The sequence below is a fragment of the Paenibacillus sp. FSL H8-0261 genome (assembly GCF_045040645.1).
Lineage (GTDB): Bacteria > Bacillota > Bacilli > Paenibacillales > Paenibacillaceae > Paenibacillus_AQ.
Genome location: NZ_CP150297.1, coordinates 5,651,194 through 5,675,836, shown reverse-complemented (window position 1 = coordinate 5,675,836; position 24,643 = coordinate 5,651,194). Strand labels below are relative to the sequence as shown.

25 protein-coding genes and 1 pseudogene are annotated in these 24,643 nt (G+C 43.1%); 20 read left to right on the top strand and 6 right to left on the bottom strand.

Features of this window, described 5'->3' with window-relative positions:
* Window positions 1–64: 64 nt before the first annotated feature.
* Window positions 65–1,339, top strand: a complete 1,275-nt coding sequence (locus MHI27_RS25240; protein ID WP_076286026.1) for a Gfo/Idh/MocA family protein — start codon at window positions 65–67, stop codon at window positions 1,337–1,339.
* A gap of 174 nt (window positions 1,340–1,513) precedes the next feature.
* On the opposite strand, the gene MHI27_RS25235 is transcribed toward MHI27_RS25240, so the two are convergent.
* Window positions 1,514–1,699, bottom strand: a complete 186-nt coding sequence (locus MHI27_RS25235; RefSeq protein WP_042130754.1) for a hypothetical protein — start codon at window positions 1,697–1,699, stop codon at window positions 1,514–1,516.
* A 523-nt stretch (window positions 1,700–2,222) separates the two neighbouring features.
* Between MHI27_RS25235 and MHI27_RS25230 the strand changes: the two genes are divergently transcribed.
* The 13 genes and pseudogenes from MHI27_RS25230 to MHI27_RS25170 form a co-directional block, all read left to right on the top strand.
* The gene (locus MHI27_RS25230; RefSeq protein WP_042191380.1) at window positions 2,223–3,134 is read left to right on the top strand and encodes a dihydrodipicolinate synthase family protein; all 912 of its coding nucleotides are present in this window, start codon (window positions 2,223–2,225) and stop codon (window positions 3,132–3,134) included.
* A gap of 4 nt (window positions 3,135–3,138) precedes the next feature.
* The gene (locus MHI27_RS25225) at window positions 3,139–3,543 is read left to right on the top strand and encodes a GDSL-type esterase/lipase family protein (protein ID WP_405174935.1); all 405 of its coding nucleotides are present in this window, start codon (window positions 3,139–3,141) and stop codon (window positions 3,541–3,543) included.
* Window positions 3,524–4,273 carry a carbohydrate ABC transporter permease gene (locus tag MHI27_RS25220; protein ID WP_179086731.1) on the top strand — a complete coding sequence of 250 codons (750 nt, stop codon included), beginning with the start codon at window positions 3,524–3,526 and terminating at the stop codon, window positions 4,271–4,273. Before MHI27_RS25225 ends, MHI27_RS25220 begins: the two co-directional genes overlap by 20 nt.
* Before the next feature lie 24 nt (window positions 4,274–4,297).
* Entirely contained in the window at window positions 4,298–4,987 is a 690-nt protein-coding gene (locus MHI27_RS25215) for an N-acetylmannosamine-6-phosphate 2-epimerase (RefSeq protein ID WP_042191372.1), read from the top strand.
* A 23-nt stretch (window positions 4,988–5,010) separates the two neighbouring features.
* Window positions 5,011–5,883: an ROK family protein gene (locus MHI27_RS25210; protein ID WP_076286030.1), complete on the top strand. Its 873-nt coding sequence runs from the start codon at window positions 5,011–5,013 to the stop codon at window positions 5,881–5,883.
* 23 nt (window positions 5,884–5,906) lie between these two features.
* Window positions 5,907–6,761 (top strand): MurR/RpiR family transcriptional regulator, encoded by an 855-nt coding sequence (locus tag MHI27_RS25205; RefSeq protein ID WP_076300453.1) that lies wholly within the window; start codon window positions 5,907–5,909, stop codon window positions 6,759–6,761.
* A 215-nt stretch (window positions 6,762–6,976) separates the two neighbouring features.
* Entirely contained in the window at window positions 6,977–7,450 is a 474-nt protein-coding gene (locus MHI27_RS25200) for a YhcH/YjgK/YiaL family protein (protein ID WP_076300454.1), read from the top strand.
* Between the two features lie 537 nt (window positions 7,451–7,987).
* Window positions 7,988–9,100 carry an amidohydrolase/deacetylase family metallohydrolase gene (locus MHI27_RS25195; protein WP_405174934.1) on the top strand — a complete coding sequence of 371 codons (1,113 nt, stop codon included), beginning with the start codon at window positions 7,988–7,990 and terminating at the stop codon, window positions 9,098–9,100.
* On the top strand, window positions 9,066–10,169 hold the full coding sequence (locus MHI27_RS25190; RefSeq protein ID WP_405174933.1) for a DgaE family pyridoxal phosphate-dependent ammonia lyase: 1,104 nt from the start codon (window positions 9,066–9,068) through the stop codon (window positions 10,167–10,169). Before MHI27_RS25195 ends, MHI27_RS25190 begins: the two co-directional genes overlap by 35 nt.
* 1 nt (window position 10,170) lies before the next feature.
* Complete coding sequence (locus tag MHI27_RS25185) at window positions 10,171–10,923, top strand: KDGP aldolase family protein (protein WP_405174932.1); 753 nt, start codon at window positions 10,171–10,173, stop codon at window positions 10,921–10,923.
* A complete protein-coding gene (locus tag MHI27_RS25180) occupies window positions 10,916–11,932 on the top strand; it encodes a sugar kinase (RefSeq protein WP_405174931.1) in 1,017 nt (338 codons plus the stop codon). Before MHI27_RS25185 ends, MHI27_RS25180 begins: the two co-directional genes overlap by 8 nt.
* Window positions 11,933–11,940: 8 nt before the next feature.
* Window positions 11,941–12,654 (top strand): GntR family transcriptional regulator, encoded by a 714-nt coding sequence (locus MHI27_RS25175; protein WP_076286037.1) that lies wholly within the window; start codon window positions 11,941–11,943, stop codon window positions 12,652–12,654.
* 2 nt (window positions 12,655–12,656) lie between these two features.
* Window positions 12,657–12,802, top strand: a pseudogene (locus MHI27_RS25170) (LuxR C-terminal-related transcriptional regulator); the annotation flags it as partial.
* Between the two features lie 106 nt (window positions 12,803–12,908).
* Here the strand turns inward: MHI27_RS25170 and MHI27_RS25165 are convergent.
* The 3 genes from MHI27_RS25165 to MHI27_RS25155 all read right to left on the bottom strand — a co-directional run bounded on the left by MHI27_RS25165 (window position 12,909) and on the right by MHI27_RS25155 (window position 14,444).
* Window positions 12,909–13,118, bottom strand: coding sequence for a hypothetical protein (locus tag MHI27_RS25165; RefSeq protein WP_081951193.1), 210 nt, complete (start codon window positions 13,116–13,118; stop codon window positions 12,909–12,911).
* 292 nt (window positions 13,119–13,410) lie between these two features.
* Window positions 13,411–13,737, bottom strand: a complete 327-nt coding sequence (locus MHI27_RS25160; RefSeq protein WP_042191355.1) for a branched-chain amino acid transporter permease — start codon at window positions 13,735–13,737, stop codon at window positions 13,411–13,413.
* Window positions 13,734–14,444 carry an AzlC family ABC transporter permease gene (locus tag MHI27_RS25155; RefSeq protein WP_076286038.1) on the bottom strand — a complete coding sequence of 237 codons (711 nt, stop codon included), beginning with the start codon at window positions 14,442–14,444 and terminating at the stop codon, window positions 13,734–13,736. The genes MHI27_RS25160 and MHI27_RS25155 overlap by 4 nt, the downstream gene beginning before the upstream one ends.
* Before the next feature lie 102 nt (window positions 14,445–14,546).
* Here MHI27_RS25155 and MHI27_RS25150 point away from each other — a divergent pair, with 102 nt between their 5' ends.
* The 5 genes from MHI27_RS25150 to MHI27_RS25130 all read left to right on the top strand — a co-directional run bounded on the left by MHI27_RS25150 (window position 14,547) and on the right by MHI27_RS25130 (window position 19,987).
* Complete coding sequence (locus MHI27_RS25150) at window positions 14,547–15,944, top strand: PLP-dependent aminotransferase family protein (protein ID WP_405174930.1); 1,398 nt, start codon at window positions 14,547–14,549, stop codon at window positions 15,942–15,944.
* Between the two features lie 244 nt (window positions 15,945–16,188).
* Entirely contained in the window at window positions 16,189–17,181 is a 993-nt protein-coding gene (locus tag MHI27_RS25145) for an ABC transporter substrate-binding protein (protein WP_405174929.1), read from the top strand.
* Window positions 17,162–17,938, top strand: a complete 777-nt coding sequence (locus MHI27_RS25140; RefSeq protein ID WP_405174928.1) for an ABC transporter ATP-binding protein — start codon at window positions 17,162–17,164, stop codon at window positions 17,936–17,938. The genes MHI27_RS25145 and MHI27_RS25140 overlap by 20 nt, the downstream gene beginning before the upstream one ends.
* A complete protein-coding gene (locus MHI27_RS25135) occupies window positions 17,932–18,684 on the top strand; it encodes an ABC transporter permease (RefSeq protein WP_042191349.1) in 753 nt (250 codons plus the stop codon). The genes MHI27_RS25140 and MHI27_RS25135 overlap by 7 nt, the downstream gene beginning before the upstream one ends.
* Window positions 18,685–18,856: 172 nt before the next feature.
* On the top strand, window positions 18,857–19,987 hold the full coding sequence (locus MHI27_RS25130) for a low temperature requirement protein A (protein WP_341146319.1): 1,131 nt from the start codon (window positions 18,857–18,859) through the stop codon (window positions 19,985–19,987).
* A 100-nt stretch (window positions 19,988–20,087) separates the two neighbouring features.
* On the opposite strand, the gene MHI27_RS25125 is transcribed toward MHI27_RS25130, so the two are convergent.
* Window positions 20,088–21,035, bottom strand: coding sequence for a serine hydrolase domain-containing protein (locus tag MHI27_RS25125; protein ID WP_405176792.1), 948 nt, complete (start codon window positions 21,033–21,035; stop codon window positions 20,088–20,090).
* A gap of 171 nt (window positions 21,036–21,206) precedes the next feature.
* Between MHI27_RS25125 and MHI27_RS25120 the strand changes: the two genes are divergently transcribed.
* The gene (locus MHI27_RS25120; protein WP_405174927.1) at window positions 21,207–23,576 is read left to right on the top strand and encodes a YcdB/YcdC domain-containing protein; all 2,370 of its coding nucleotides are present in this window, start codon (window positions 21,207–21,209) and stop codon (window positions 23,574–23,576) included.
* A 160-nt stretch (window positions 23,577–23,736) separates the two neighbouring features.
* Here the strand turns inward: MHI27_RS25120 and MHI27_RS25115 are convergent, their stop codons facing one another.
* Window positions 23,737–24,558: a TerC family protein gene (locus MHI27_RS25115; protein WP_405174926.1), complete on the bottom strand. Its 822-nt coding sequence runs from the start codon at window positions 24,556–24,558 to the stop codon at window positions 23,737–23,739.
* Window positions 24,559–24,643: the final 85 nt, after the last annotated feature.

Genomic DNA, 24,643 nt, shown 5'->3' with positions numbered 1-24,643 from the left:
TTTTGCCTCCGTTCCTACCGCCTTACAATGGAAGTACACTAGGTGCGCAAGAGGAGGAGTAGTCTTGAGAACATTAACAGCTGTATTACTTGGCGCTGGCAGTCGAGGAAGATATATTTATGGGCCCTACGCGGAGAAGTTCCCGAATGAATTAAAGATTGTTGCCGTAGCTGAGCCGGATGATGAACGTAGAAATCGATTTGCAGAGATTCATAGAATTGCCCCAGAACATGTCTACGATTCTTGGGAGAAAGTATTCGATCAGGGTCAAATTGCGGACGTGATGATAATTGCTACGCTCGATCGGATGCATTATATACCAGCGATGAAAGCGATGGAGCTAGGCTATCATGTCATGCTAGAGAAGCCGATGTCTCCTTCCATGGAAGAATGCATCGAATTGGAGCAAGCTTCGCTTCGGTATAAGCGATTGCTCGTCGTAACCCATGTCCTGCGATATTCCCCGTTCTGGTCTGGGATCAAAAAATGCATCGAAGACGGTGAACTCGGAACGATAGGTACGATTCAATTAACCGAAAATGTGGGCTACATGCATATGACACACAGTTATGTCCGCGGGAATTGGCGCAATTCGGAGGAGACGAGTCCCATGATCCTGGCCAAATCATGCCATGATCTGGATCTCATCTCATGGCTTATGAATCAACCGTGTACAAGCGTGAGCTCGTACGGATCATTACTGCATTTCAGGGCGGAGAACGCTCCGGAAGGCTCTGCGGATCGCTGTATCAACGGCTGTGAGGTTGAGAAGGAATGCGCCTTCTCGGCGATGAAAATATATATTCAGCCCCCGGAACACCCTTGGGCACGCTATATGACGAATGATTTGTCGCAAGAGGGGATCTTGAAGGCGCTGAAGGAAGGACCGTGGGGTCGCTGCGTGTATCGCTGCGATAATAATGTCGTGGATCACCAGGTAGTCAACATGGAGTTCGAGAACGGAGCGAATGCATCGTTCATCATGTCAGGGCTGACACAGAGCGGCACGCGCCGGGTTCAAATTATGGGAACACAAGGCGAGATCATCGGGGATATGGACAAAGGATCTTTCACGCTGTACCGCTATGTATCGGGCGAGAAGGTTGAGATTGGCTGCAATGTGGAAGGCGATGGCCATGGAGGCGGCGATGACCGTATGGTAAGCTCATTCCTGCGGAATGTGCGTCAATTCGACAGCAATCCATCGCAAGGCTTGACCTCGGCGACGGCATCCCTGCAGAGTCATTTGATCGCATTCGCGTCGGAACATTCGAGATTGAACGCAGGTCAGGCGGTCAAGCTTTCGGACTTGCAGAAGAAAGGACAAATGTCTGTATAAGATCAAATGATGCTAGGAAGCCTCTTTCGAAGTGATGGGATGCCGTCATGGAGAGGGAGGTTTTTTTGGTTCTCAAGGCATAATAAAAGACCGCTCTACTGGAATGACTTCCGGATCTGCGGCCTTAGGACAAGATTCTATTATAGGGTCAATCTGTATCTAAAGGTGGTGAAATTAATGGAATTTAACAGTCTTGATACGAGCTTCTTCTTCATAGGTGAGTGGTTTTGGGGATCTTGGAGTGTGCAAGTGGCGTTGCACAGAATATTCCATTTTTTGATAATCCTCATTACCTGAATTCATCGTTGGATTCCAATTTTCCGTTACCCAATTTTTAAGTTCTTTAAGACCTGCTAGCATTTCCTCCAGCCTCCTTTGGCGAAGAAACAATATATTTTGTATTGTTCTGGTTACGCTTTCATTATATCATAGAAATTAGTTTTTTAAAGCTGTGTCCACGTGAAAAACACAGTTTTTAAGTGAACATTGTGTGTTAATTAGGGTTTGTGCTTCCTATGGAGAAAAGTGTCTCCTTGTAGGAGACACTTATATTAGATTTAAAAGGATAATCTATTGCCCTTGAGAGCCGCAAAGGATTTCTAGTAATTACCAATACGGCAGATGACTTTAAGGTCGTAGATAGTGTTACTCTGATAATAACTAGAGCTGCATATATCGTCCGATATTCTATTTTTAATTGGAAAATAAGGTCTTATTTTATGGGCATTTACTTAAATGAAACTATTTTTCTAGTATGATCGTTCTTCTGGTGGAAATAAATTTTATTTTTAAAAAAATAGAGAAAATAATTTACAGAACTAAATTTAAGTGATATCTTGAATATGTAGAAAAGAAACCGTTCACATCTTAAGGGGGATTATCAATGACACTCAACAAGTTCCACGGAATTATACCTGCCTTCTATGCTTGCTATGACGATCAAGGAAATATTTCCGAATCCCGGACACATGCCTTATGTGATTACTTATTTGAAAAAGGAGTTCAAGGTGTTTATGTGGGAGGTAGTTCTGGAGAATGTATCTACCAGAGTCTGGACGAACGCAAAGCGGTACTTAGCTATGTAGCTAGTAACCTGAAAGGTAAAATGACACTGATTGCTCATGTAGGAGCCCCTTCTACTAGAGATAGTATCGAATTAGCAAAACATGCGGCGAGCTTAGGATATGATGCACTATCCGCAATCCCACCTATATATTTCAAATTACCTGATAGTGCAGTAACTAAATACTGGAGCGATATTATGGAGGCAACTCCTCTACCGTTCATTATCTACAACATTCCTCAGACTACGGGATATACACTAACTCCAGCTTTATTCGAGAAACTGCTTACTAATAAAAAAGTTATCGGCGTTAAGAATTCTTCTATGCCACCTATGGATATTGAACGCTTCAAAAGAGTGGGTGGAAAAGATGTAGTGGTCTTTAATGGACCGGATGAACAGTATGTTGCGGGAAGAATCATGGGAGCCGATGCTGGCATTGGTGGTACTTATGCAGTTATGCCGGAGCTGTTCTTGCAAGCTAATACATTTGTACTTGCCGGCAAGTTTGAGGAAGCAGGACAACTTCAAAGTGAGATCAACGATATCATCATCGCGCTTTGTTCCCTCAAGGGTTCTATGTATGCGGAAATTAAAGAGGTTCTGAGATTAAGAGGCGTAAACATTGGTAGTGTAAGAGCACCGCTTGAAGGGGTAGCCGCTGAAGATGCTGGTCCAATCGCAGATATTATGAAATTGATTGATCAAGCGATCGAAAAATATTGTGGTTAATGCAATGAAGAGAACCATCGTATGCTTTGGTGATTCCAATACTTGGGGCTACGACGCAGAGACGGATCAAAGGTTTAATGATGAAATACGTTGGACCGGGCTTCTGCATGCAGAACTGGGCGACGCTTATCGTGTCATAGAAGAAGGGCTTCCTGGTAGAACTAGTGTTAGTGACGATCCGCTATTTGAAGGGTTAGCCGGAATATCTTATCTCTATCCATGCCTCATGTCACATGCACCACTTGATTTGGTAGTGATCATGCTTGGGACGAATGATACGAAAGAAAGATTTGCACTAACTTCTTATAACATCGCACAAGGTATTGTTAGGCTCGCTCATAAATCTAGAGGGAGCGGGGCAGGTCCAGCCGGAAAAGCTCCAGAAGTGCTTGTATTGGTTATTCACTAGTTCGCTTAAGAACAGTTCAGATGTTGTGAAGATGCCTCCAGACTGGTGGCCTAAATCGATCACATTCTCCAACTATGTGGATGTGTTTCAGAACCAACCGGCTTTAAGATGGACGTTTAATAGTATTTATGTCTCAGGCGTATCTACGATTATCGTTATTATTGTAGGCGCTATGGCTGCCTATGCATTCTCAAAGATCAATTTTAAAGGTAAAGATATCATCTTCATTATTTTCATATCGAGCTTGATGATTCCTAAGGAAATTATGATCGTGCCTTTATTCCGGATTACACAGCAATTTGGAATGGTGAATTCGTATAACGGTATGATTTGGCCGAACGTCGCGGGTGCATTTGGAGTGTTCCTATTAAAAGGATTCTTCGATTTAACCCCTAATGCTTTAAGAGAAGCCGGAAGAATAGATGGTGCAAATGAATGGAGAATCTTTACTCGCATCATGGTGCCTATTATTAAACCTGGTATTGGAGCCTTATTTATTCTGAATTTCGTGCAAGTCTGGAATGATTATTTGTGGCAGCTGGTTATAGGCCAAGAGAACAAAATGAAAACATTAATGGTTGGTACTGCAACCTTAATGCAGGATCTGAATCCTAATTTCGCATATAAAATGGCCGGAGCCACCATTGCTGCAATTCCGATGTTGCTAGTGTTCATGTTATTCCAACGTTTCTTCACCAATGGAATTACAGCAGGAGCAGTCAAAGAATAAATAAAAATGTGGAGTGGGTTACTGATGAATACTGAAAATAATGTACTTAAAAAGATAAAACATAAACTAGTCGTCTCCAGTCAAGCCTTACCTGAAGAACCGCTGCATAGTCCGTTTATAATGGGAAGAATGGCTTATGCAGCATACTTGGGCGGTGCTTCAGGTATTCGGGCAAATAGCGTAGCGGATATTCAAGAAATTAAGAAAACAGTGGATCTACCTATCATTGGGATCATCAAAAGGGTATACGAAGGTTCTGAAGTGTTTATTACACCAACCCTGAAGGAAGTAGATGAGCTTTACCGCGAAGGGGTAGATATCATTGCTATGGATGCGACAGACCGGACTCGTCCGGATGGATCAACCATCTCAGAACTATTTCCTCACATAAGAGAGACCTATAAAGATCAACTGTTTATGGCAGATTGCTCTACATTTGAAGAAGCTGCTAAAGCCGTTGAGCTGGGGTTTGATCTTGTGGGAACTACCTTAAGCGGATATACAGAATACACCAAAGAGCGGTCACTTCCAGATTTCGAGCTAGTCAAGCAAATCGTAAGCAACTTCTCTGTGCCTGTGATAGCTGAAGGCGGTGTTTCCACTCCTGAAGAACTGAAGAAAATGTTTGATCTAGGTGTTTTTTCAGCAGTAGTCGGCTCAGCGATTACAAGACCAATGGAGATTACCAAAAGGTTTGTAGACGCTATTCAGTAGATTGGCGGAGAGGGTAGATAAGGATGAGAATTCTCGCTGTAGATATTGGCGGTACCAATACCAAGATGTGTATATGCGATAAACTTGGGAATGTTCATAACTTTAAGGAGTATGCAACTGAGAGCCACTTGGGAGGGCCGCATGTAATCTCAAGATTGCTTGATAAGATTGCAGAAAATGATGATTTTGATGCCATTGCTATAAGTACAGCCGGTCAAGTCAATGCTGAAGAAGGAATTATAGTCTATGCTAACGAAAATATACCTAGCTATACAGGGATGAAGATTAAGGAAATTGTAACTAATCATTTTCATAAACCTGTTATGGTAGAGAACGATGTGAATTCAGCAGCATTAGGCGAGGCTTATTATGGTGCTGCCCAGAACTTTAACAATTTCTTATGCTTGACGTTTGGCACGGGCATTGGTGGTGCCATTGTATTGAACCGCCAAATCTATAAAGGAGCAGATGGGGTGGCGGCCGAATTTGGTCATATCCTGACACATCCATTGTCAGATGCGGTGGAGGGACTGCCTTTTTATGAGAAGTATGCTTCAACCACTGCTTTAGTCAAGATGGCTCAGCAAGCAGATCCCGAATGTACAGACGGAAAAGTCCTTTTTGATAAAATTCACAAAGGGGACGAAGCTCTGAAACAGATCTTGGATTCATGGGTAACTGAGGTGTCCGCGGGTTTAGCCTCAATTATTCATATTTTCAATCCATCCGCTATAATTATTGGGGGCGGTGTTATGGAACAAGAAGATTTAGTTCAAAGGGTAGAGGAACGGACGAAGTCTTTAATTATGGAGAGTTTTGCGGGTGTAAGAATTGTTAAGGCCTCACTTGGGAATAAGGCAGGCTTGCTTGGCGCTTCCTCTTTATTCGCACATTAAATCATTGTAAAGGAGGGGCTTATTTGCGAACAATCAGTATTTTTTCTTCTATTCATTCCAAGTACAATAATTTGACGAATACGGAGAAGAAGGTAGCGGACTACGTCCTGGAGAACACGAGAAGTGTTGTCTATATGTCGATTACTGATCTTGCAGATGCGTGCGATGTAGGTGAATCAAGTATTTTTCGATTTTGCAAATCTTTAAGTTATAAAGGGTATCAAGAGTTCAAGATTGCACTCGCTCATAGTATCACTGTAGAGAATGAGATCCCGCAGCTTACGGATCAAATTCTAATGGACGACACTACTGAAGCTGTGGCTTCCAAAGTGCTGACCACAAATGTAAGTGCACTGAACGAGACCTATAATTTAATTGATATACAGAAGATCAATGAAGCTATTGATTATATGATAAACGCGGAACGAGTATCATTTTTCGGCGTAGGCTCTTCATTAATCACGGCGATGGAAGCCAAAATTAAATTTATGCGCATTACTAACAAAACGGAGTGTTTGATGGATTCACATCTTCAGATGATGTCTGCGGCGCTAATGTCTAACCGAGATGTAGCTGTAATCATTTCTTACTCCGGTTCAACTAAAGATAGTATCGAGGTTGCTAGAAAGGCGAAGGAACGAGGCGCTAAGGTGGTGTCCATTACGAGATTTGAAAAGTCACCTTTAACGTCGTATTCGGATCTTACCTTACTTTGTGGTGCTAATGAGGGTCCTCTGCAGGGCGGTTCATTATCTGCTAAGATCTCACAACTCTATCTGCTGGATATTTTATATGTGGAATATTTCAAAAAGACTAGTGAGCAGTCCATTATCAATAAAGAAACAACAGCTGCAGCAGTTAGTGAGAAGCTCCTATAAGTGCGAGTTCAAAAAGTATGGTTTTTAACACCGAGAAGATTGGATGAAGGTAGAAACTGAGGAGCGGAGCGTAGTGGAAGCTACGTGAGCACCGGAAGTTTCGCCTGAATTCAATATTCGATGTCGAGTAAGCTTCTTGGGCTACTTCGTGATCAAAAGCGGACTTTTTGAACAACCTCTGTAAGATAATTGAGATGTGAGGAGAATGAGACAATATGATCTTAGGTTCATTGTCATCTTGGGAAGAGCATAGCAGATACGAGAATTCAGTCATTGTAGAGGCTATTGAGGAATTGAAAGTCATCTTACGACACGAACCTGATCTCGGGCGAATCGAGATGCGCGGTAACGAGATATACGTTTCGATTATGGCGCTTGAGGCGAAGTCGCTAGAGGAACAGGTTGCTGAAAAGCATGAGGCTTATATTGATGTGCATTATCTGATCGAAGGTGAAGAAACGATCGGTTGGTCCCCTTTGCAAGAAGGGATCGAGGCTACTAAGCCTTACGATGCCGAAGCAGATTATGCGCTTTATCCTCCGTCATCCGATGAAATTTTGTTAACTTTGAAGCCGGGGATGTTCGCAGTCTTTTTCCCGCATGATGTACACAGACCTGGTATGGGTCAACCGGGCATGAAGATTAAGAAGGCTGTTATTAAGATACATGTAGGGTTATTAAGTTCATAGATTTTGTACAAGAGTGACAGACACATTCGATATTCTGAACGGTAAAAGTCAAGAAAGCAGCGATTCTCCTTTTTATTGGAGGATCGCTGCTTTGCGTTTCGGTCATTTGCAGCTTGCTTCTGTAGATTATGGGCAGGTAAAAGCCAAATCGACTTCTAGCACTACTGAAGAAGTGAAACGGAAGCTCTGATAGATAATTAGGGAAAATCTCCGTAAAATTCTGCGATTTTTGCTTATTTGACTAATAATTAGGGAAAATCTCCCTCTAATTCAACTGATTCGTTGGTGAATATAGATATTACCACGATTTTTAGGGAGGAATTCCCTAATTCTATTCATTAAAAGCAATTATCGGTTATAATCAGGGAGATTTTCCCTAATTACTCTCTACAAAGAATCCGTCCGATAATCAGGTTTCTCTAATTTTGTGACAACCACGTCTAATTTTACGTATAAACATTATAACGTTATATTTACTTAATGCGCTATTCGTGTTATTTTAAACATTATAATGTTATATGGAAAAAGGTGAGAACAATGGATGAAAGATACGTGCTCCGTCAGGTGAAACGGGTAAGCGGAGAAGAGATCGACATTGTAATCGAAAATGGCAAGATCGCTGAGATCACCCCGGCAGGTGAGGCGCATGGGGAGCAGGAGTGGGAAGGTTCAGGCGCGTACGTATCCAGTGGCTGGATCGATATGCATGTGCATGCCTTTCGCGAATTTGATCCGTATGGTGACGAGATCGATGAGATCGGTGTCCGGCAAGGGGTGACCACTCTAGTCGATGCCGGTAGCTGCGGGGCGGATCGGATAGGTGATCTGGCTCTGGACGCGTCTCAGGCTAAGACGAATGTGCTGGCTTTCTTAAATATCTCGCGGATCGGACTGCTAAGAATTGATGAATTGTCCAACTTGGAATGGATTGATAAGGAGAAGATCCTGCAATCCGTCCGAACCTACGGGGAGATAATCGTGGGATTAAAGGCTAGGATCAGCAAGAGCGTTGTCGGCGCGAGCGGGATTGAGCCGCTGCATATTGCACGAAGCCTTTCAATGGAGACGGGCCTTCCGTTAATGGTACATATCGGTTCAGCACCGCCAGATATCAGAGAGGTTATGCCCCTTTTGCAGCGTAAGGATATCGTGACCCATTATCTCAACGGAAAAGAGAATAATTTGTTTGCTGCGGATGGTCAGCCGCTTCAGGTATTGACTGAGGCCATTGAACGGGGAGTTCATCTCGATGTGGGACATGGAACAGCAAGCTTCTCTTTTAAGGTAGCTGAGGCTGCTAAACGTAATGGTATTGGATTGAATACGATTAGCACGGATATCTATCGAGTGAACCGAATGAAGGGACCAGTCTTTAGCATATCTAATGTACTTTCCAAGTTTCTATGTTTGGGCTATGCTCTGGATGAGATTGTGGCAGCGGTTACTTCCAATGCGGCGGAGTGGCTGGGCAGGCCGGAGCTGGGCCGAATTCAGGTGGGAGATCCTGCAAACTTGACTCTCTTCACCCTGCAGCATAAGTCTGCAGTGCTTGTTGATTCTGAAGGAGAAGAAAGAATGACGGATAAAGTAATCCATGCAAAAGGAGTGGTTATAGGTGGGGAATTCATTAAATGCGAAATACGGGCTTAAACGCGTAATCAATGCAAGCGGCAGAATGAGTATCTTGGGGGTGTCGGCTCCGTCTGACACAGTGATGGAGGCGATGAAGCAAGGCGGACAGAGTTATGTGGAAATAGCGGATCTGGTGGATAAAGCCGGAGATTACACGGCACGAATTCTCGGCGCTGAAGCAGCGCTTATCGTTAACTCAGCCTCCAGCGGTATTGCATTGTCCGTTGCGGCGCTAGTGACCCAAGGCAATCGGCGCCGCAGTGAACGTTTGCACCAAGAAGCCATTCCACGCAATGAAATCATCATTCTGAAGGGGCATAATGTACAGTACGGAGCTCCTGTGGAAACGATGGTCTATCTAGGTGGTGGGAAGCTAATTGAGGTCGGTTATGCGAATGAAGGCCGGGCCGAGCATATAGAGGATGCCATTTGTGAGCAGACGGCTGCCGTTCTGTACGTGAAGTCCCACCATGCAGTGCAGAAAAATATGTTATCCGTCGAAGAAGCATGGGAGATCGCAAACCGTAGGGGCATTCCACTAATCGTAGATGCCGCAGCGGAAGAAGACCTCTGTAAATATGTGAAATACTCTGACCTGGCGATTTATAGTGGTTCTAAAGCTATTGAAGGGCCTACATCCGGTATTATCGCCGGCAAACGTAATTATGTGGAATGGGTTAAGGTCCAATTGTATGGAATAGGACGCAGTATGAAGGTTGGTAAAGAAACTTCCTTTGGTCTGCTGCAAGCACTAGAGGAATACATGGTCAAGGAAGACAAGAGTGACACCGAGAAAGCGTCTTTGCAGGGATTAATGGTGTTGAATGATCTTCCGGGAATTCGTGTAACCATTGTGCAGGACGAGGCGGGCCGTTCCATCTATCGCGGCCGGGTTCAGGTTGATCCACAGCAGGCCGGAATTACGGCGAAAGAATTGGTAGAGGGGTTGCAGCAAGGCGAGATTGCGATCTATACCCGCGATTATGGAGTGAAGCAGGGATATTTCGATATTGATCCACGGCCACTTCTGGGGGATGATCTGCACGTGATTGTAGACAGCATTCATAAATTAATAGGGGGACAATAAGATGACGATTTCACAACGTTTTTATAAGGGCCGCACCGCATTAAATGTACTCGCTAAAGATATCGCTAATGCTAAAGAGATTTATGAAGCGGCGGAAGGATATGTGCTGGTCGGTGTGCTCTCTAAGGATTATAAGTCGGTAGAAGAAGCCGTAACAGCCATGAAGCAATATGGTCTAGAGATTGAAGATGCGGTATCCATTGGCCTAGGTGCAGGAGATAATCGCCAAGCGGCAATTGTGGCCGAGATTGCTAAGCATTATCCGGGTAGTCATATTAACCAGGCATTCCCGGTGGTTGGAGCTACACGCGCTAATCTTGGTGGGAAAGACAGTTGGATCAACAGCATGATCGCCCCTTCTGGTCACGCTGGTTATGTGAATATTTCTACAGGAGTCTTCAGCGCTGCGCAGAGTGAAGCGGCGATTGTACCTATAGCATCAGCAATTGCGCTTGTTCGGGATATGGGTGGTAATGCACTGAAGTATTTCCCGATGGAGGGATTAAGCCGTGAAGAGGAATACCGCTCTGTCGCTAAGGCCTGTGCTGAGGCAGAGTTCGCACTCGAACCAACCGGTGGAATTGATATGGACAATTTCGAGGAAATACTAGAGATTGCGCTTGAAGCAGGGGTGCCACAAGTGATTCCGCATGTCTACTCATCCATTATCGATAAAGAATCGGGCCAGACCCGGACCCAGGATGTGCGTGATTTGCTTGGAATTATGAAGAGGCTGACAGATAAATATGCCTAAACGAATCGGGGCATTCGGAGAAGTGATGATGCGTCTGCAGGTGCCGGGAGTTCAGCTGCTATCCCAGGGAAACAGCTTAAACTATTCATTCTCTGGTACCGGGGTTAATGTCAGCGCTGCACTGGCACGCTTCGGGCATGAAGGTTATTTGATTTCCCGTTTGCCGACTACTTCCTTGGGAGAGGCCGCCGCCGCGTATTTGCGGAAGCTGGGCATCTCTTCTAACCTCGTTATACGAGGAGGAGAATATCTAGGCTTGTATTTCTTGGAGAATGGATTTGGTGCACGTCCAAGCAAGGTGACTTATAGTAATCGTCTGGAGAGTAGCTTCAATACGGCTCCTGAGGAAACTTATAATTATGAAGAGATTGCGCGAAGTCTGGATGTGATCCATTTCTGCGGCATCACGCTGGCTATGAACGATAGTGTACGTCATCATATGAAATCCTTGGCTAGAGCTGTCAAACAGCAGGGTGGGACTGTGATCTTTGATTGCAACTATCGTCCGTCCTTGTGGGGACCGGAAGGCTATTCACAAGCGAAGCCGCATTACGAGGAGATGCTGCAGCTGGCCGATATCGTAATGATGAATGAGAAGGACGCAATCTTTATCTTGGGGATCAGCACTGAACAAGCTGAACGTGAAGAGCAACTGATCGAACTGATTCCAGCAGTTGCGAAGCATTACGATATCTCGGTGATCGCAGGCACCCATCGCAGTATTCATGGCGACAACTCACATTCACTGCGTGGGTTTCTTTATAAGAATCAGAGCTTCTTCTTTTCGGATACGCTGAGATTTCTCGTCTATGATAGAATAGGGGCTGGAGATGCCTATACGAGCGGAATTGTGCATGGCGAGCTAACAGGATTTACACCTGAGCAGACAGTACGGTTTGCCGCTGCCGCTAGTATGTTAGCCCATACTGTCGAGGGCGACACTCCCATGGCTTCAGAAGCGGATATACTTCGAGCTATGACTCTATCCGTAGGCGATGTAGAAAGGTAGTGAACCTCTTGAGTTTGTCCCGAAAAGATAAGCCCTTATATATGCAAATTGCAAATATTATAAAGGATCGGATTCTACACGGAGTCTATCCTATTGGATTGAATATTCCTTCCGAGCCTCAGCTAGAGCAGGAATTCAATGTCAGCAAGATCACTGTACGCGGTGCCATTCAGGAGCTCGTCCAAGAAGGATTTCTGGAAAAGGGGAGCGGCAAGGGGACGAAGGTGATCCGTAATACCTCATCATCCAAGCTGTCCAAGTGGAAAAAATTCACGGAAATTCTAGTGGATGAAGGGCACCAAATTCGGAAGCAATGGCTGAAGGCGGAGCGAGTATATAATGAAGTCGAAAGCGAAGCCTTTCGTTTATTCGGCGAACGTTGTATACGCTTGGAACGCATATATAGTCTCAATGATATTCCATACGTTCATTACACGCATTATTTAGTAAATGGTATGGATGATTTGGATCTACTGGACTTAAATGCCCAGTCCTTGTATGAACTGCTTGAAGAGCGGAGCGTTTCCTTAGAGAAACTGCGTGATGAATTTTCCGTTGCCGTTCCTCCGCCTGATGTAGAGGAGATATTGCTCCTTGATAAGAAGTGTCCCTTGCTGAAGCGAACTCGTTATTCTTATGATGAGCTGGGCAAGGTAACTGAGTATAGTGTAGGCTTTTACAATACAGAGCTGCAGAATTATGTAGTGAACTATGAGGTGTAGTTAAAACGACTCGTTATATCGCGGGTCAATTATTCATTAGCAAGAAAACCATGCGCAATCACATCTCCAACATAATGCAGAAATTTTAAAAGTTAAAGGCCGTTCACAAGCGGTTGTCGAGCTGATTAGGCTTGGGGAGCTAAAAGTGACGCATTTATACCTTCTCCACCTTTACGGGTGTGGGGAGGTTTTTTGTTGTAGAGGAAAACTAAAACCAAGCGATTGCTGTCCACTGATGGATGTCATCGCTTGGTTTAGTGTTTAAGATCGATATTCATGGTGTCAAAATCAACCTTGCATTTAGCTCTTATCATAAAATCAATACCAACAATTCCATCAAAGCCATAAGGCTCTTGTATCGAACCAAGCTGAATTGGTAAATCAGTCAAAGTAATATGTTCAATGAGTATGTCAGGAATCTGCTGCTCATAGCAAATTTCGCTAGTCCCCCCAACCCCATACATTCGTTTTGCTCGTCTATTAATAAAATCAACATGGATGCCTATTACAGCTAATGCATCGGTATCAAAGACGGTTGCCGCACTCCTAAAAAAATTCTTCTATAACCTCAACGTCGTTTCTGCTCGTATGAAATACATACAACTCACGCGTCGGATGAAGCTTGTGTAGTTTTTTGTAGCCGCTACAAGCTTCTTGCGGATTATCGTATTCTTGAATGATCGATAAATAATGGAAGTTAATGTTATAATTTTAGTTATATGGTACTGTACGGTTGATAAGACCTACATAAATTTCTTATATCTGAATCAATACCATATAAGCGATTGTACCGAATGCTATGGATAATAGCATATTTCTTCGCCAGAGATGAAGCAACGCGACGATTGCGACGGATATTAGCTCCGGTAATCCGTGATTACCGGACAATACGTTAGTGTTCTTTAGGCTATAAATAACAAGGAGTCCAATCGTTGCTGATGGAAGAACTCTACCTAGGTATTGAATGTACTTTGGGGTTGGACGTCCCGGTGGGAAAATAATGAACGGAATAAAACGTGTCATCATCGTGCCTAGCACAACCATGGCAATTGTAATGATCTGCTGAAAAGTAGACATCGTCATGCGGTTTCACCTACCGGTTCCTGTTGTTTACGAGTGATCGTAAGTGCTGCAATAATTAGGATCATTGCGGGGATCATGAAGCTGTCACGTCCAAATATGATAAGGCACAGTATGGAGATAACAACGCCTACTAGAGCACTTCTATGGGTCGATCCACTCTTCCATTGCTCAATAAAGATAACAACGAATAGTGCTGTCATCACAAATTCGAGACCTTCCATATTCATGTGAAAAATCGATCCGAATACTCCCCCGATACAAGCGCCTACGACCCAATAGCAATGATTTAGCAGCGTGACGAAGAACATATACCAACCGCGATCCACTCCTTCAGGGATCTTCGCGGAATAATTGATGGTGAATGATTCATCACAGAGACCAAAAATCAAATAAAGCTTCTTCAGCCCCGTACCTTTAAACTTCTCCAGCATAGATATGCCATAAAATAGATGTCGTGCATTAACCATTAAAGCAAACAATAATGCACTTAATGGATGATAAGCACCTAATAACAAGTGAACCGTTAGAAATTCCACCGATCCAGCATAAATAAGCGAGCTCATTAGAAAGGTATAGATCACATGAAACCCTGATACATTCATGTAAATTCCGTAGGCGATCCCCAAAAATAAAAAAGCGGCAAGAATGGGAAAGGTAGCAGGAGCCGCGGTGCGGAATGCTACATAAAGTTTGTTATTGTTACGCATGTTACTTACAACCCCTTAGCTTATGTCCATGTCATTGTAGCAGTGCGAATCCATACAATCAACGGTATAATTGTATGGATTACAATTTTGTGGGAGGACAATATGCCGATCAATTCTTTTGTTAATTACCCGATGTCGTGGCGACCTGACAGACATACGCTGAAGCGTCCGATCTATCATTCCATAGCCTCATTACTTGAACAAGATATAGCTAGCGGTCTTTTGGTACCCGGAACGAAGCTTCCCCCTCAACGTGAGCTAGCGGATTTTTTAGATGTTAATTTCACAACAATTACACGCGCTTATAAGCTATGCGAAGCTAAAGGACTCATCTATGCTATTACAGGAAGTGGAACCTTTGTGGCAACGAATGCAACGCGCTCGATAGCAATATCGAAGGACAAAATTTCTCATGACTGTATTGATCTGGGGCTTGTTGCTTCGTTTGAGCAGAGTAACTCGATCGTAGCTCAGGTCGCAAGAAGGGTTATGCATAGAGGCAATATAGAGGAACTATTAAATTACAATGATCCTACAGGAATGCCACATCATAAACTGGCAGGCCTATCATGGATGCAAGCATTTGGAATACAGGCAAATATCAATAACATCGCAATTGCATCCGGTGGCCTGAATGCGTTGGTCATTACGTTATTTGCTCTCTTCGAACCTGGACAACGGATTGCCGTTGATGTATTCACCTATTCTAATTTTATTGAGCTTGCCCGAATGTATCGTATTCAGCTTGTTCCGATTCCAGGCGATGCCTCTGGAATGCTACCACAAGTGCTGGATAACCAGTGCCAGCTGCTGGATATACGTGGTATATTCCTGATGCCTTCTTGTACAAATCCTACAACCGTTATGATGACTGATGGGCGGAAGCGTGAAATTGCTAACGTTATCCAGAAACATAACTTGCTGCTCATAGAAGATGATATTCATGCGTTCTTAACGGCAGGCCATTTAGAAGAATACAAACAACCGATGTACTCATTGCTTCCTGATCAGACCATCTATATTAGCAGTACTACAAAATCTATTTGCTCTGGACTTAGGATCGCTTATATCGTATTTGGAGAGAAATTCAAAGAGAGAATTGAGCGGGCTATTTTCAATATTAATGTGAAGACATCCTCCCTAGATGCCGAGATTATTTCTGAGCTTATTGTATCGGGTAGTGCTGCTGAGATTGTCGCATATAAAAAAGAACTGGTCCAAGCTGCGAACAAGCTATTTTCGACATATTTTCCACAAACAGCAGCCGAAGGGCACCCCTTAAGTTTTTTTAAATGGATTCCCTTATCAGGACACCGTACAGCCGCTGAACTGGAGTCAGAACTGTTACAACAAGGCGTTCGAATATTCCATTCCGATTGGTTTCTTAGTGGTGCCAGCACACCGGACAAGTATGTACGTGTAGCCTTATCGTCGTCATCCTCATTGGATGAGCTGGACACTGGACTGAGGATTCTGAAGCAACATATGTCCTTGGACTAGGATGTGTCTGAAAGCTCAGCTTACAGAGAGATTCTCTGTGGGCTGATTTGGATTTTTTGCATTTTAGTATGTGATAAATATAACTATTTAAATTTATGAATATACAAGCTGTGATGACTGATGTAAAATTACACTACCTGAAGCGTTCTGGAACAGCTTAAGGGCTTTTTGCATGCTCTTTTGCAGATTGCAAAGAATAGGGGCATGTCTACTATAGAAAGATTAATGGAGGTAGGAGAGTTTTATGAAGAAAAAAGCATTAAAAAGAATGTTGATGTTGTCGATGATGGTCGTTGTCGTCGCTGTACTTGCAGTAGGTTGTGGTTCAAAGAATAACACGAATACAGCATCGACAGAGGGTAACGCAGCAGAGACCTCAAATGAAGCTGTTACTTTGTCGCTTGGCTTACTGCCTTCGATTGATGCGATTCCTTTTGTAATTGCTCATGAGCAAGGTTTTGATAAGAAGCATGGAGTGAACCTAGATATCCAAACGTTCAAGAGTGCAAAAGACCGTGATGTCGCCTTTCAAGCAGGCAAGTTAGAGGGGATCAGTGCTGATTTGGTTGCAATTTCTATCTACAATGAAGCCGGGCTGGATGTGAAGATCACTAGCACAACTTTTGGTGAATTCGATTTATTGACTGGGAATGACGCCATCCAAGATGTGAAGGATCTGAAAGGAAAAACCGTGATTTTGTCCAAAAATACCTCCACACAATATACTGTGGCAATGATGCTGAAACAAGCGGGTTTAACGGAAGATGATATTACGGTAACTGAGGTTCCACAAATCCCTACCCGTTTAGAATTGCTTAAGAACAATAAGGCAGATGCAGCTATTTTACCTGAACCATTTGTAACTATGGGTAAAGCTTCAGGCTTGCGCGTGCTTAGCTCCACGCATATAGCGGGAGTGAATCCATTTGTACTGGCTTTCCCACAAACCGCTATTGATGCTAAGGCAGATGCGATTCGCAACATGTATGCTGCTTATGACGAGGCTGTAGCGTATATGAAATCTCATGATCAATCCGAATATATCGATCTTGTGATCAAAGAAGTTGGTTATCCAGAAACGTTGAAAGATGAGATCAAGGTACCTGATTATGTCCCTGCCAATCAAGTGGATGTGAAAGAAGTAGAAGCCGCATTTGCCTGGGCACGGGAAAAAGGTTTGCTTAGCAAAAATATCTCGGCTGAAGATGTGATTTCTGATGTCCAATTCAAGAAATAAAGGACTCGTCATTAAGGACCTTAAAGTAGAGTATAAGACAGGTCAACTGGCCTTAGGAAAGATGGATCTATCTTTACCGGAGCATGGGATTTACACGATCATCGGACCCTCTGGCAGTGGGAAATCAACTTTATTACGGGCGATTGCGGGCTTGCTGCCAAGCTATATGGGGCAAATTCTTTTTAATGAAAAATCCGTGCATGATAAAGAAACTCTGATCGGCCTGGTACCGCAAAACTACGGGCTTCTTCCATGGAAGACTGTACATGATAATATTCAAATCGCGATGAAAATCTCGCATACTGCGAGCACATCCAAGCAAGAACGGGAGAATCAGATTAATCAGTGGTTGTCATCGATGGGAATCTCTGATTTAGCTGACCGTTATCCTCTTTCTCTTAGTGGAGGACAGCAGCAAAGAGTGGCAATCGCCAGAGCGTTCGCCATTTTGCCCACTATTTTACTGCTGGACGAGCCTTTCTCCGCACTGGATGCGATTACGCGGGAAACGCTGCAGGTACTCTTTTTAGATAACTGGCTGGCTCACCCGACTACTACATTATTTGTGACTCATGATGTGGAAGAAGCGATTCTGCTGGGACAAAAGATTATCGTCATGCCGTCCAACAAAGAAGCTACACCTGAAATGATTGATAATCATTTGGTGTTTCATATGAAGCATGCGGATAAACGTGACAGTGTAGATTTCTTTGAGCAGACTAAGCGAATCAGAAAGGTAATGCAGGAGATATGGTGAGAAAAAATCGGATTCATCACATAATAAGACTGTTGTTTGTGTTCTTTTGTATGAATGTGGTTTGGTATATTGCCTATTTGCTTATGAATCATTCGATTTTGCCGAGTCCATTCGCTGTATATAACGCTATGTTTCACTTAGGTGGGCAGGAGATTGCTTTAAATGTGGGGTATAGCTTGTTCAGAATTTTTGCAGGGGTAGTGCTGGCGTTAATCATTGGACTGCTCATTGGTCTTCTGATGGGACGTTCGCTGACTTGGAATAAGCTGCTTGACCCTGTCGTCTATTTAACCTATCCTGTCCCAAAAATCGCTTTGCTTCCCGTTGTGATGCTATTCTTCGGGCTTGGTGAAACGTCTAAAATCTTAATGATCATGCTGATTCTCTTGTTCCAGATTATCATCTCCGTTAGGGATGGTGTGAAGGCTATTCCTGAGAATACCTATGATGTCTTAACGAGTATAGGGGCAAGTACAGTGCAGAAATTCTGGCATGTGACACTGCCGGGTGCACTATCAGTCATTCTGAGTACGATTCGTATTTCGCTTGGAACAGCGATATCTGTACTCTTTTTCACGGAGATTTATGGAACTGAGCATGGCATGGGCTTTTTCATTATGGATGCTTGGTTAAGACTGGATTATCCGGAGATGTATGCGGGAATTATGCTGTTTAGCTTGGTGGGGTTTGTCCTCTTCTTACTTGTTGATTATCTTGATTACAAGTTTATGAAGTGGCGGAATTAGTTGGAGATATAACTATAGCTTTCCTTTGTCGATTTTAGGCAAGGGGGAGCTTTTTTTGTGTGATTTTAGAGTGGCAACAAAGGGGCTTCAAATTAGTATATCAATTCGGTTAAGATGGATAAGTATTCGATAAACTGTATTGGATACACATCCAAACTAAGGGAGTAAAACGATGAATAAGCGCACATCGGGATTTGAGCACGGCACAGCATCCTTTGCTGAGAAGAAAGTTACCTGGCTGGAACTATTTTATGATCTGCTTTTTGTAGCTGCAGTTTCAAAAGCGAGTCATGTCTTGTTGCATGTAGAGGCGGGTACAATTCCACTTGAATATTTATCTAAATTTATCTTAATATTCATTCCGATCTGGTGGGCCTGGGTGGGACAATCGCTTTTTGTAAATCGGTTTGGACAGGACATCTTTTCACACCGAATATTTCTGATTCTACAATTATTTTTTGTATTAATAATGACGGCCAGCTTATCGGTTAACTTTGATCAATACTATATGCCATTTCTAATCGGTTATGTTGGCTTAAGAGCTATGACTGCCATTCAATATCTTACGGTAAATAAGAATGAAGCAGCTGATAGAAAGGACACTGCCCGTTACCTGGGAAGTCGTTTTTGGATTGGATTAGTGATCTCTGCTTTATCACTTTTCTTTGACTCTTGGATACGTTATGTAGTTTTGTATACGGGAATTACTATAGACATTTTGCTTCCATTAATCGGTCGGAGATACTTGGTGAAAAGCCCGATAAACACTCATCATTTATTAGAACGTTTCTCGTTGTTTACCCTCATTCTACTTGGCGAATCAGTGGTCAGTATACTTGCAGTCTTACAGTCTAGCCACTGGACGTGGCAATCTATTTTATTTGCATTATTAACTTTTCTATTAATTATAGCTATGTGGTGGCAATACTTTGATAATGTTGAAAAGAAAGTGGACAAAACCATAGAGACTGCCGGGCAAACTATAATTTATGGGCATTTATTTATTTATGTATCCTTAAGCATGATTGCAGCTTCAATCCAACTGCTATTTTTAGAACAATTAAATTACACATTTATGGTATGTTTTATTTTTGGATCGGTCCTGCTCTACTTCTTCTCTACCTCACTGGTCTTCCATAAATATAGACGTATACAGCAACGGTTAGGGATATTTCATTTGGCGTTATTATTAGGTATACTTGGAGTTTTTTTCGCAGTAGATTTGTTGTTCCTTATACCCAATTACCTGATCATTGGAGAAATGGTGTTATTTTTTGCTGTGTATGCAAAATTAACGACTTGAGCTTCGTTGTATCGAAGCTGAATAAATTGAAGAAGGAAGCCGGGTCATTGCAACCCGGCTTCCTTCTTTCATAATGGGAGTGTGCGGTATCCCCCTGTCGTTATTGCCCAAGAAGCGCTGGCACGATAAATCGGCCGAACACATTAGCTGGTGAGCCTTTCTTGTATTTATCCGCAGTAATGACTGCAACCAGCTCATAGGATGGAACCACAATAATATGCTGGCCCATGAAGCCAAGCGCAAAATAATAAGGGATCTCCTTTGGCTGCTGCTCCGTACCTGCATTGAATGATGATACCCACCAGTGCCATCCGTAGAAGCCCTTCTGTGGTAGCGTGGCTGCGACATAGGGGCGAGTGGACTTCTGAACAGTACCCGAATGAATGAGCTGTTGATCCTTCCAGCGCCCTTCTTGCAAATAAAGGAGACCAAATTTCAGCATATCCTCAGGCATCATATAAAGGCCAAACCCACCAGTATGTATGCCTTGTGGATCACTGTCCCAGCGATAGCTTTCGATGCCAAGCGGCTGAAATAGCTGATCTTCAGCAAATGCTGCAACGTCTTGTCCAGAACATTCACGCAGGATAGCGGATAAAATCTGGGAGCAGCCGGAGTTATAGTTCATCTCAGTGCCTGGCGTATGAGATAGCGGCTGGGCGAGCACAAACTTTATCCAGTCTGCGGTTCTAGTCATAGTCGGAAAGGAATTTTGCCCCCCAAATTCTGTCCAGTTAAAGCCTGCTGTCATTGTTAATAAGTGACGGATAGTGATTTCTCTTTTTCGTTGATCTTGATCCTCTTTTAATAAAGGGAAAAATAGAGAAATAGGTGTATCAGGTGGCGGAACGATTTGTTTATTTATGGCTATGCTGACTAAGGCGGAGAGCACGCTTTTGGTGCATGAGTTAATTTTACCTAGCTCCTTAGCGATTTCTGGCTCGCGATAATGCTCCAGTATAGGTTTTCCATGTTGAATGATTAGACAACTGCGAATTTCTAGGCCAGTAATACCGTCTATAAGCGGCTGAAGGTTCCAATCAGTAATGTGAATGGCCCCCTTTCATAGATGAGTTGAAGCTGTAGCTGCCTACCATTATAGCTTATATAGGATGCATTACATAAACCTTGTAATTTCCTGTCGTTAATTAAATATGGAAAATATAAGTAATTATCTGTATAATGTTATGAATCACGTGTTAGAGGAGGATGATCTTTTTTGAAAAGCAATAATACTCATTTTGTTCATCAGACAGCTAAAACGGTATTGATCACTTCAGTTGCACTCGCATTATTGTTACCGCCAGGCTTGGCCGCAGCCGATTCTACATCTGTTAGTAGCAATACTACGGTAACACAGGTTAGCACACAAGCGCCGGTGACTACAACGAACTCGGAGGCAGATCTTACAAAAGTGAAATTCACGCAGGAGCAAGCGATTGCGAAGCTAAAAGAATTATTCCCATCCCTAAAAGATGCAACGGTAAACAATGTACAACTGGGATCTAATCAAAGCTACCCCCCTCCAGCAAATCAAATGATCTGGAATATTCAGTGGCAGATTCAAGAGGGGAGTATGGGATATGGCTTTAGCAGTGAGGTAGATGCCATTAGTGGAGATATCATTAGTACGTATATTTCATACCCACGTGAGAATAACGAATCCTATTATCCTCCGAAAATATCGCAGCCTCAGGCACTGGAGATCGCCAAGGCTTTTGTGGCTAAGGCAGCCACATCGGTTAAGAGCAGTGATCTGCAATTAAATGAGAATGCTGGTTATAATTATTTTTCGAACACTTTATTCGGTCCTGTTCAATACAGCTATTACTTCAGTGTCATGAAGAATGGTCTTCCTTCTGGATCGGATAACATTAACATAGCTGTGGATGGCAACGGTAATGTAATTCAATTCTCTAAGTTTTCTCAAGGGCTTGAGTATCCGTCTGCACAGCCGAAGATTACCTTGGAGCAAGCACAGAAGCAATTTGCGGAACAGTTTGATGTAGGCCTTTTTTACATTCCTACTTATAAGAACGGAAAACCTAACAACTGGATTCTAGGCTGGCGCCCAGTGGATCAGTCTCTATATCCTATCGATGCATTGACAGGCAAGAGAATAGATTATGAAGGAAAAGAATCCGTATCCACCGCAGTCGTGTATTCAGATGTAGCAAAGAGTAAGGATGTCTTTCAAGCAAGAACTTCAACTACAGAGCTTACTTCAAAAGAAGCGGAACAGCTTGTAAAGAAGGTTGCATATATTCCAGCAGATCGTAAATTGATCTCCCAAAGCTTGAGAAATGACTATCAGGATACAGATCGGAAGATCTGGCAGTTATACTGGGGTGGGGCTAGTGGAAATGAACGCTACATTGGGGCTGGCTTTCCAGAACAATCCTCTGCCGAGATCGATGCAAAGACCGGTGAAATATTACAGTACCAGGTTCAAGCTTATGGTGCTGCTCAGGATAAGAAGAAGGAAGAGGCAGCCCCTGCTGGAGGGAAGAAGCTTAGTGAGGCCGAAGCTAAGACTAAAGCACTTAGTATAATAAATAGCCTATATCCTCAGGCGAGTCAGAAACTAAAGCTTGTAGAATATGGAGATAACTCAAACGTTACTTCAGACGGATCAGGATTTAGATATCAGTTTATTAGATATCATCAAGGCATTCCTGTGAGTGACAGTACCCTTACGGTTAGCTTGGATCTTTACGGCAGACTGATTTCTTACATGGGGAATCGGATAAACGGTATCGATGAAATCACATTATCTCCTGATGCAACAATTTCCAAGAAGGAAGCGCTCGAAAGTTATAAACCTAAATATCAGACTAAGCTGAAGTATACTCAGGTTGGTGGATACTATAGTTATAATAGCTATGCCGCGCCAAAGGTGAAGCTGGTATATGATACAACTTTTGATGAATCTAATGGATTATATCAGGTTTTAGATGCAGCCACTGGAAAATGGGTAGCGGTCTATGATTACCTCGGTCAGCAAGATGCTCAAATATCTGCAACGGATATCAAAGGTCATGCAGCAGAACAACCCTTATCAGAATTAGTAAAATATCATGTGATTACTCCGGATGCCGATGGTAAAGTAAACCCAGATCAAGAAATAACAGTTGGCGATTGGTTAACCTATCTTGCCAAGGCTTCTAATCCGAATTTCAGCAGTTATATTGCTAATAATGAACGGAAAACTGTGGCAGGTGTGAAGCCTGAGAATTCATATTATGATGTTGTTACTTATGCAGCAGATCGTAAGTGGATCAACAAGGATCAAAGCCTGCAAATTGATAGTAAGTTAACCCGGGAACAGCTTGCTGTTCAGCTGGCTAATTTTTTGAAATACAACAAACTCACAGCCTATCTTGATAAAGATGTAACGGTAAGTCAGTTCAGTGATAGTGCATCTATAAACAATAAGGGTGCAGTGGCTCTTGTTGTGAAATTGGGAATCCTAAAGGATGACAACGGCAAGTTTAATCCGCAGCAGACGGTAACGAAAGCACTGGCGGCTACGGTGATTATGAAGCTAGTGGAACTGCAAGGTAAGACTGATCAGATCATTGGTCAATAAGAATATATAATGCAGAGCCTGCTTCCCATTTGATGGTGGAAGCAGGCTTTTCTGTATGAGGAGCAAAATAGGGAGTAAAAGAAAACAACCCGAAAGACAAACACCTTTACAGAAGGGGTGTGTCTTTCGGGTTATATTTGTTTTTGCTATTCAAATACAATTAATGGAGCTGTTTATCTACTTCTTTAACTGGATTCTCTCCAACATTCTCTTCTACCTTGCTGCTCATAAACCAACCGATTGCAGCGATGAGCACGAGTACAACATAGAAGGTAACCTTCCAAATGGTACTATGCGCGAAATCCTCGGAAAGAACACCAAGTGAAGGGTGTGCCAAGGTAATGACTGCGAGCTTAACGCCGACCCAGCCTACGATGAAGAAGGCTGCAATTTCAAGACCTGGACGGGTGTGAAGCAGCTTAACGAAGAAGGAAGCTGCAAAACGCATAATGACCAATCCGATAAATCCGCCGGCAAAGATGACGAGGAATTGTCCCCCGTCAAGGCCTCCGATTTTTGGAAGACCACTTGCAGGTAGTGCAACCGCAAGTGCAACTGCGGCTAGGATGGAATCCACCGCGAAGGCGATGTCAGCAACTTCTACTTTAAAGACAGTAAACCAAAAGCTGGATTTCTTTTTGTTGACTGCACCGCCCGTACCGCTTTCAGCTGCTTCATCCGTAACGGGCTTCTTGATTAATAGTTTTCGGAAGATATGGTTCCCCGCGATAAACAGTAAATAAAGTGCGCCGATGGCTTGTACTTGCCAAATATCAACCAGGTAAGAGATGACAAATAGTGAACCGAAGCGGAACACGAAGGCTCCGGCTAATCCGTAGAATAGTGCTTTTTTTCTTTCCTCATCAGGAAGGTGTTTAACCATAATTGCCAATACCAGTGCGTTATCTGCGGCTAGTAGTCCTTCAAGTGCTACAAGAACTAGTAATACCCAGCCGTACTCTAATAATAATCCCCAATCCATTACTGTTGTCCTCCCTTTTCTTATGCAAATATCTACTAAAAGATACTTACCTTACCATTTTAACCAATTTTATATAAAAAAGACC

What these genes read in the sequence shown, in the direction of transcription:
- MHI27_RS25235 (WP_042130754.1), bottom strand. Translation starts at nt 1,699, where the DNA reads ATGCTAGCAGGTCTTAAAGAACTTAAAAATTGGGTAACGGAAAATTGG.
- MHI27_RS25115 (WP_405174926.1), bottom strand. Translation starts at nt 24,558, where the DNA reads ATGGATTGGGGATTATTATTAGAGTACGGCTGGGTATTACTAGTTCTT.
- MHI27_RS25230 (WP_042191380.1), top strand. Translation starts at nt 2,223, where the DNA reads ATGACACTCAACAAGTTCCACGGAATTATACCTGCCTTCTATGCTTGC.
- MHI27_RS25130 (WP_341146319.1), top strand. Translation starts at nt 18,857, where the DNA reads ATGAATAAGCGCACATCGGGATTTGAGCACGGCACAGCATCCTTTGCT.
- MHI27_RS25200 (WP_076300454.1), top strand. Translation starts at nt 6,977, where the DNA reads ATGATCTTAGGTTCATTGTCATCTTGGGAAGAGCATAGCAGATACGAG.
- MHI27_RS25135 (WP_042191349.1), top strand. Translation starts at nt 17,932, where the DNA reads ATGGTGAGAAAAAATCGGATTCATCACATAATAAGACTGTTGTTTGTG.
- MHI27_RS25195 (WP_405174934.1), top strand. Translation starts at nt 7,988, where the DNA reads ATGGATGAAAGATACGTGCTCCGTCAGGTGAAACGGGTAAGCGGAGAA.
- MHI27_RS25180 (WP_405174931.1), top strand. Translation starts at nt 10,916, where the DNA reads ATGCCTAAACGAATCGGGGCATTCGGAGAAGTGATGATGCGTCTGCAG.
- MHI27_RS25225 (WP_405174935.1), top strand. Translation starts at nt 3,139, where the DNA reads ATGAAGAGAACCATCGTATGCTTTGGTGATTCCAATACTTGGGGCTAC.
- MHI27_RS25160 (WP_042191355.1), bottom strand. Translation starts at nt 13,737, where the DNA reads ATGACGATGTCTACTTTTCAGCAGATCATTACAATTGCCATGGTTGTG.
- MHI27_RS25150 (WP_405174930.1), top strand. Translation starts at nt 14,547, where the DNA reads ATGCCGATCAATTCTTTTGTTAATTACCCGATGTCGTGGCGACCTGAC.
- MHI27_RS25210 (WP_076286030.1), top strand. Translation starts at nt 5,011, where the DNA reads ATGAGAATTCTCGCTGTAGATATTGGCGGTACCAATACCAAGATGTGT.
- MHI27_RS25140 (WP_405174928.1), top strand. Translation starts at nt 17,162, where the DNA reads ATGTCCAATTCAAGAAATAAAGGACTCGTCATTAAGGACCTTAAAGTA.
- MHI27_RS25185 (WP_405174932.1), top strand. Translation starts at nt 10,171, where the DNA reads ATGACGATTTCACAACGTTTTTATAAGGGCCGCACCGCATTAAATGTA.
- MHI27_RS25155 (WP_076286038.1), bottom strand. Translation starts at nt 14,444, where the DNA reads ATGCGTAACAATAACAAACTTTATGTAGCATTCCGCACCGCGGCTCCT.
- MHI27_RS25165 (WP_081951193.1), bottom strand. Translation starts at nt 13,118, where the DNA reads ATGTATGGGGTTGGGGGGACTAGCGAAATTTGCTATGAGCAGCAGATT.
- MHI27_RS25145 (WP_405174929.1), top strand. Translation starts at nt 16,189, where the DNA reads ATGAAGAAAAAAGCATTAAAAAGAATGTTGATGTTGTCGATGATGGTC.
- MHI27_RS25215 (WP_042191372.1), top strand. Translation starts at nt 4,298, where the DNA reads ATGAATACTGAAAATAATGTACTTAAAAAGATAAAACATAAACTAGTC.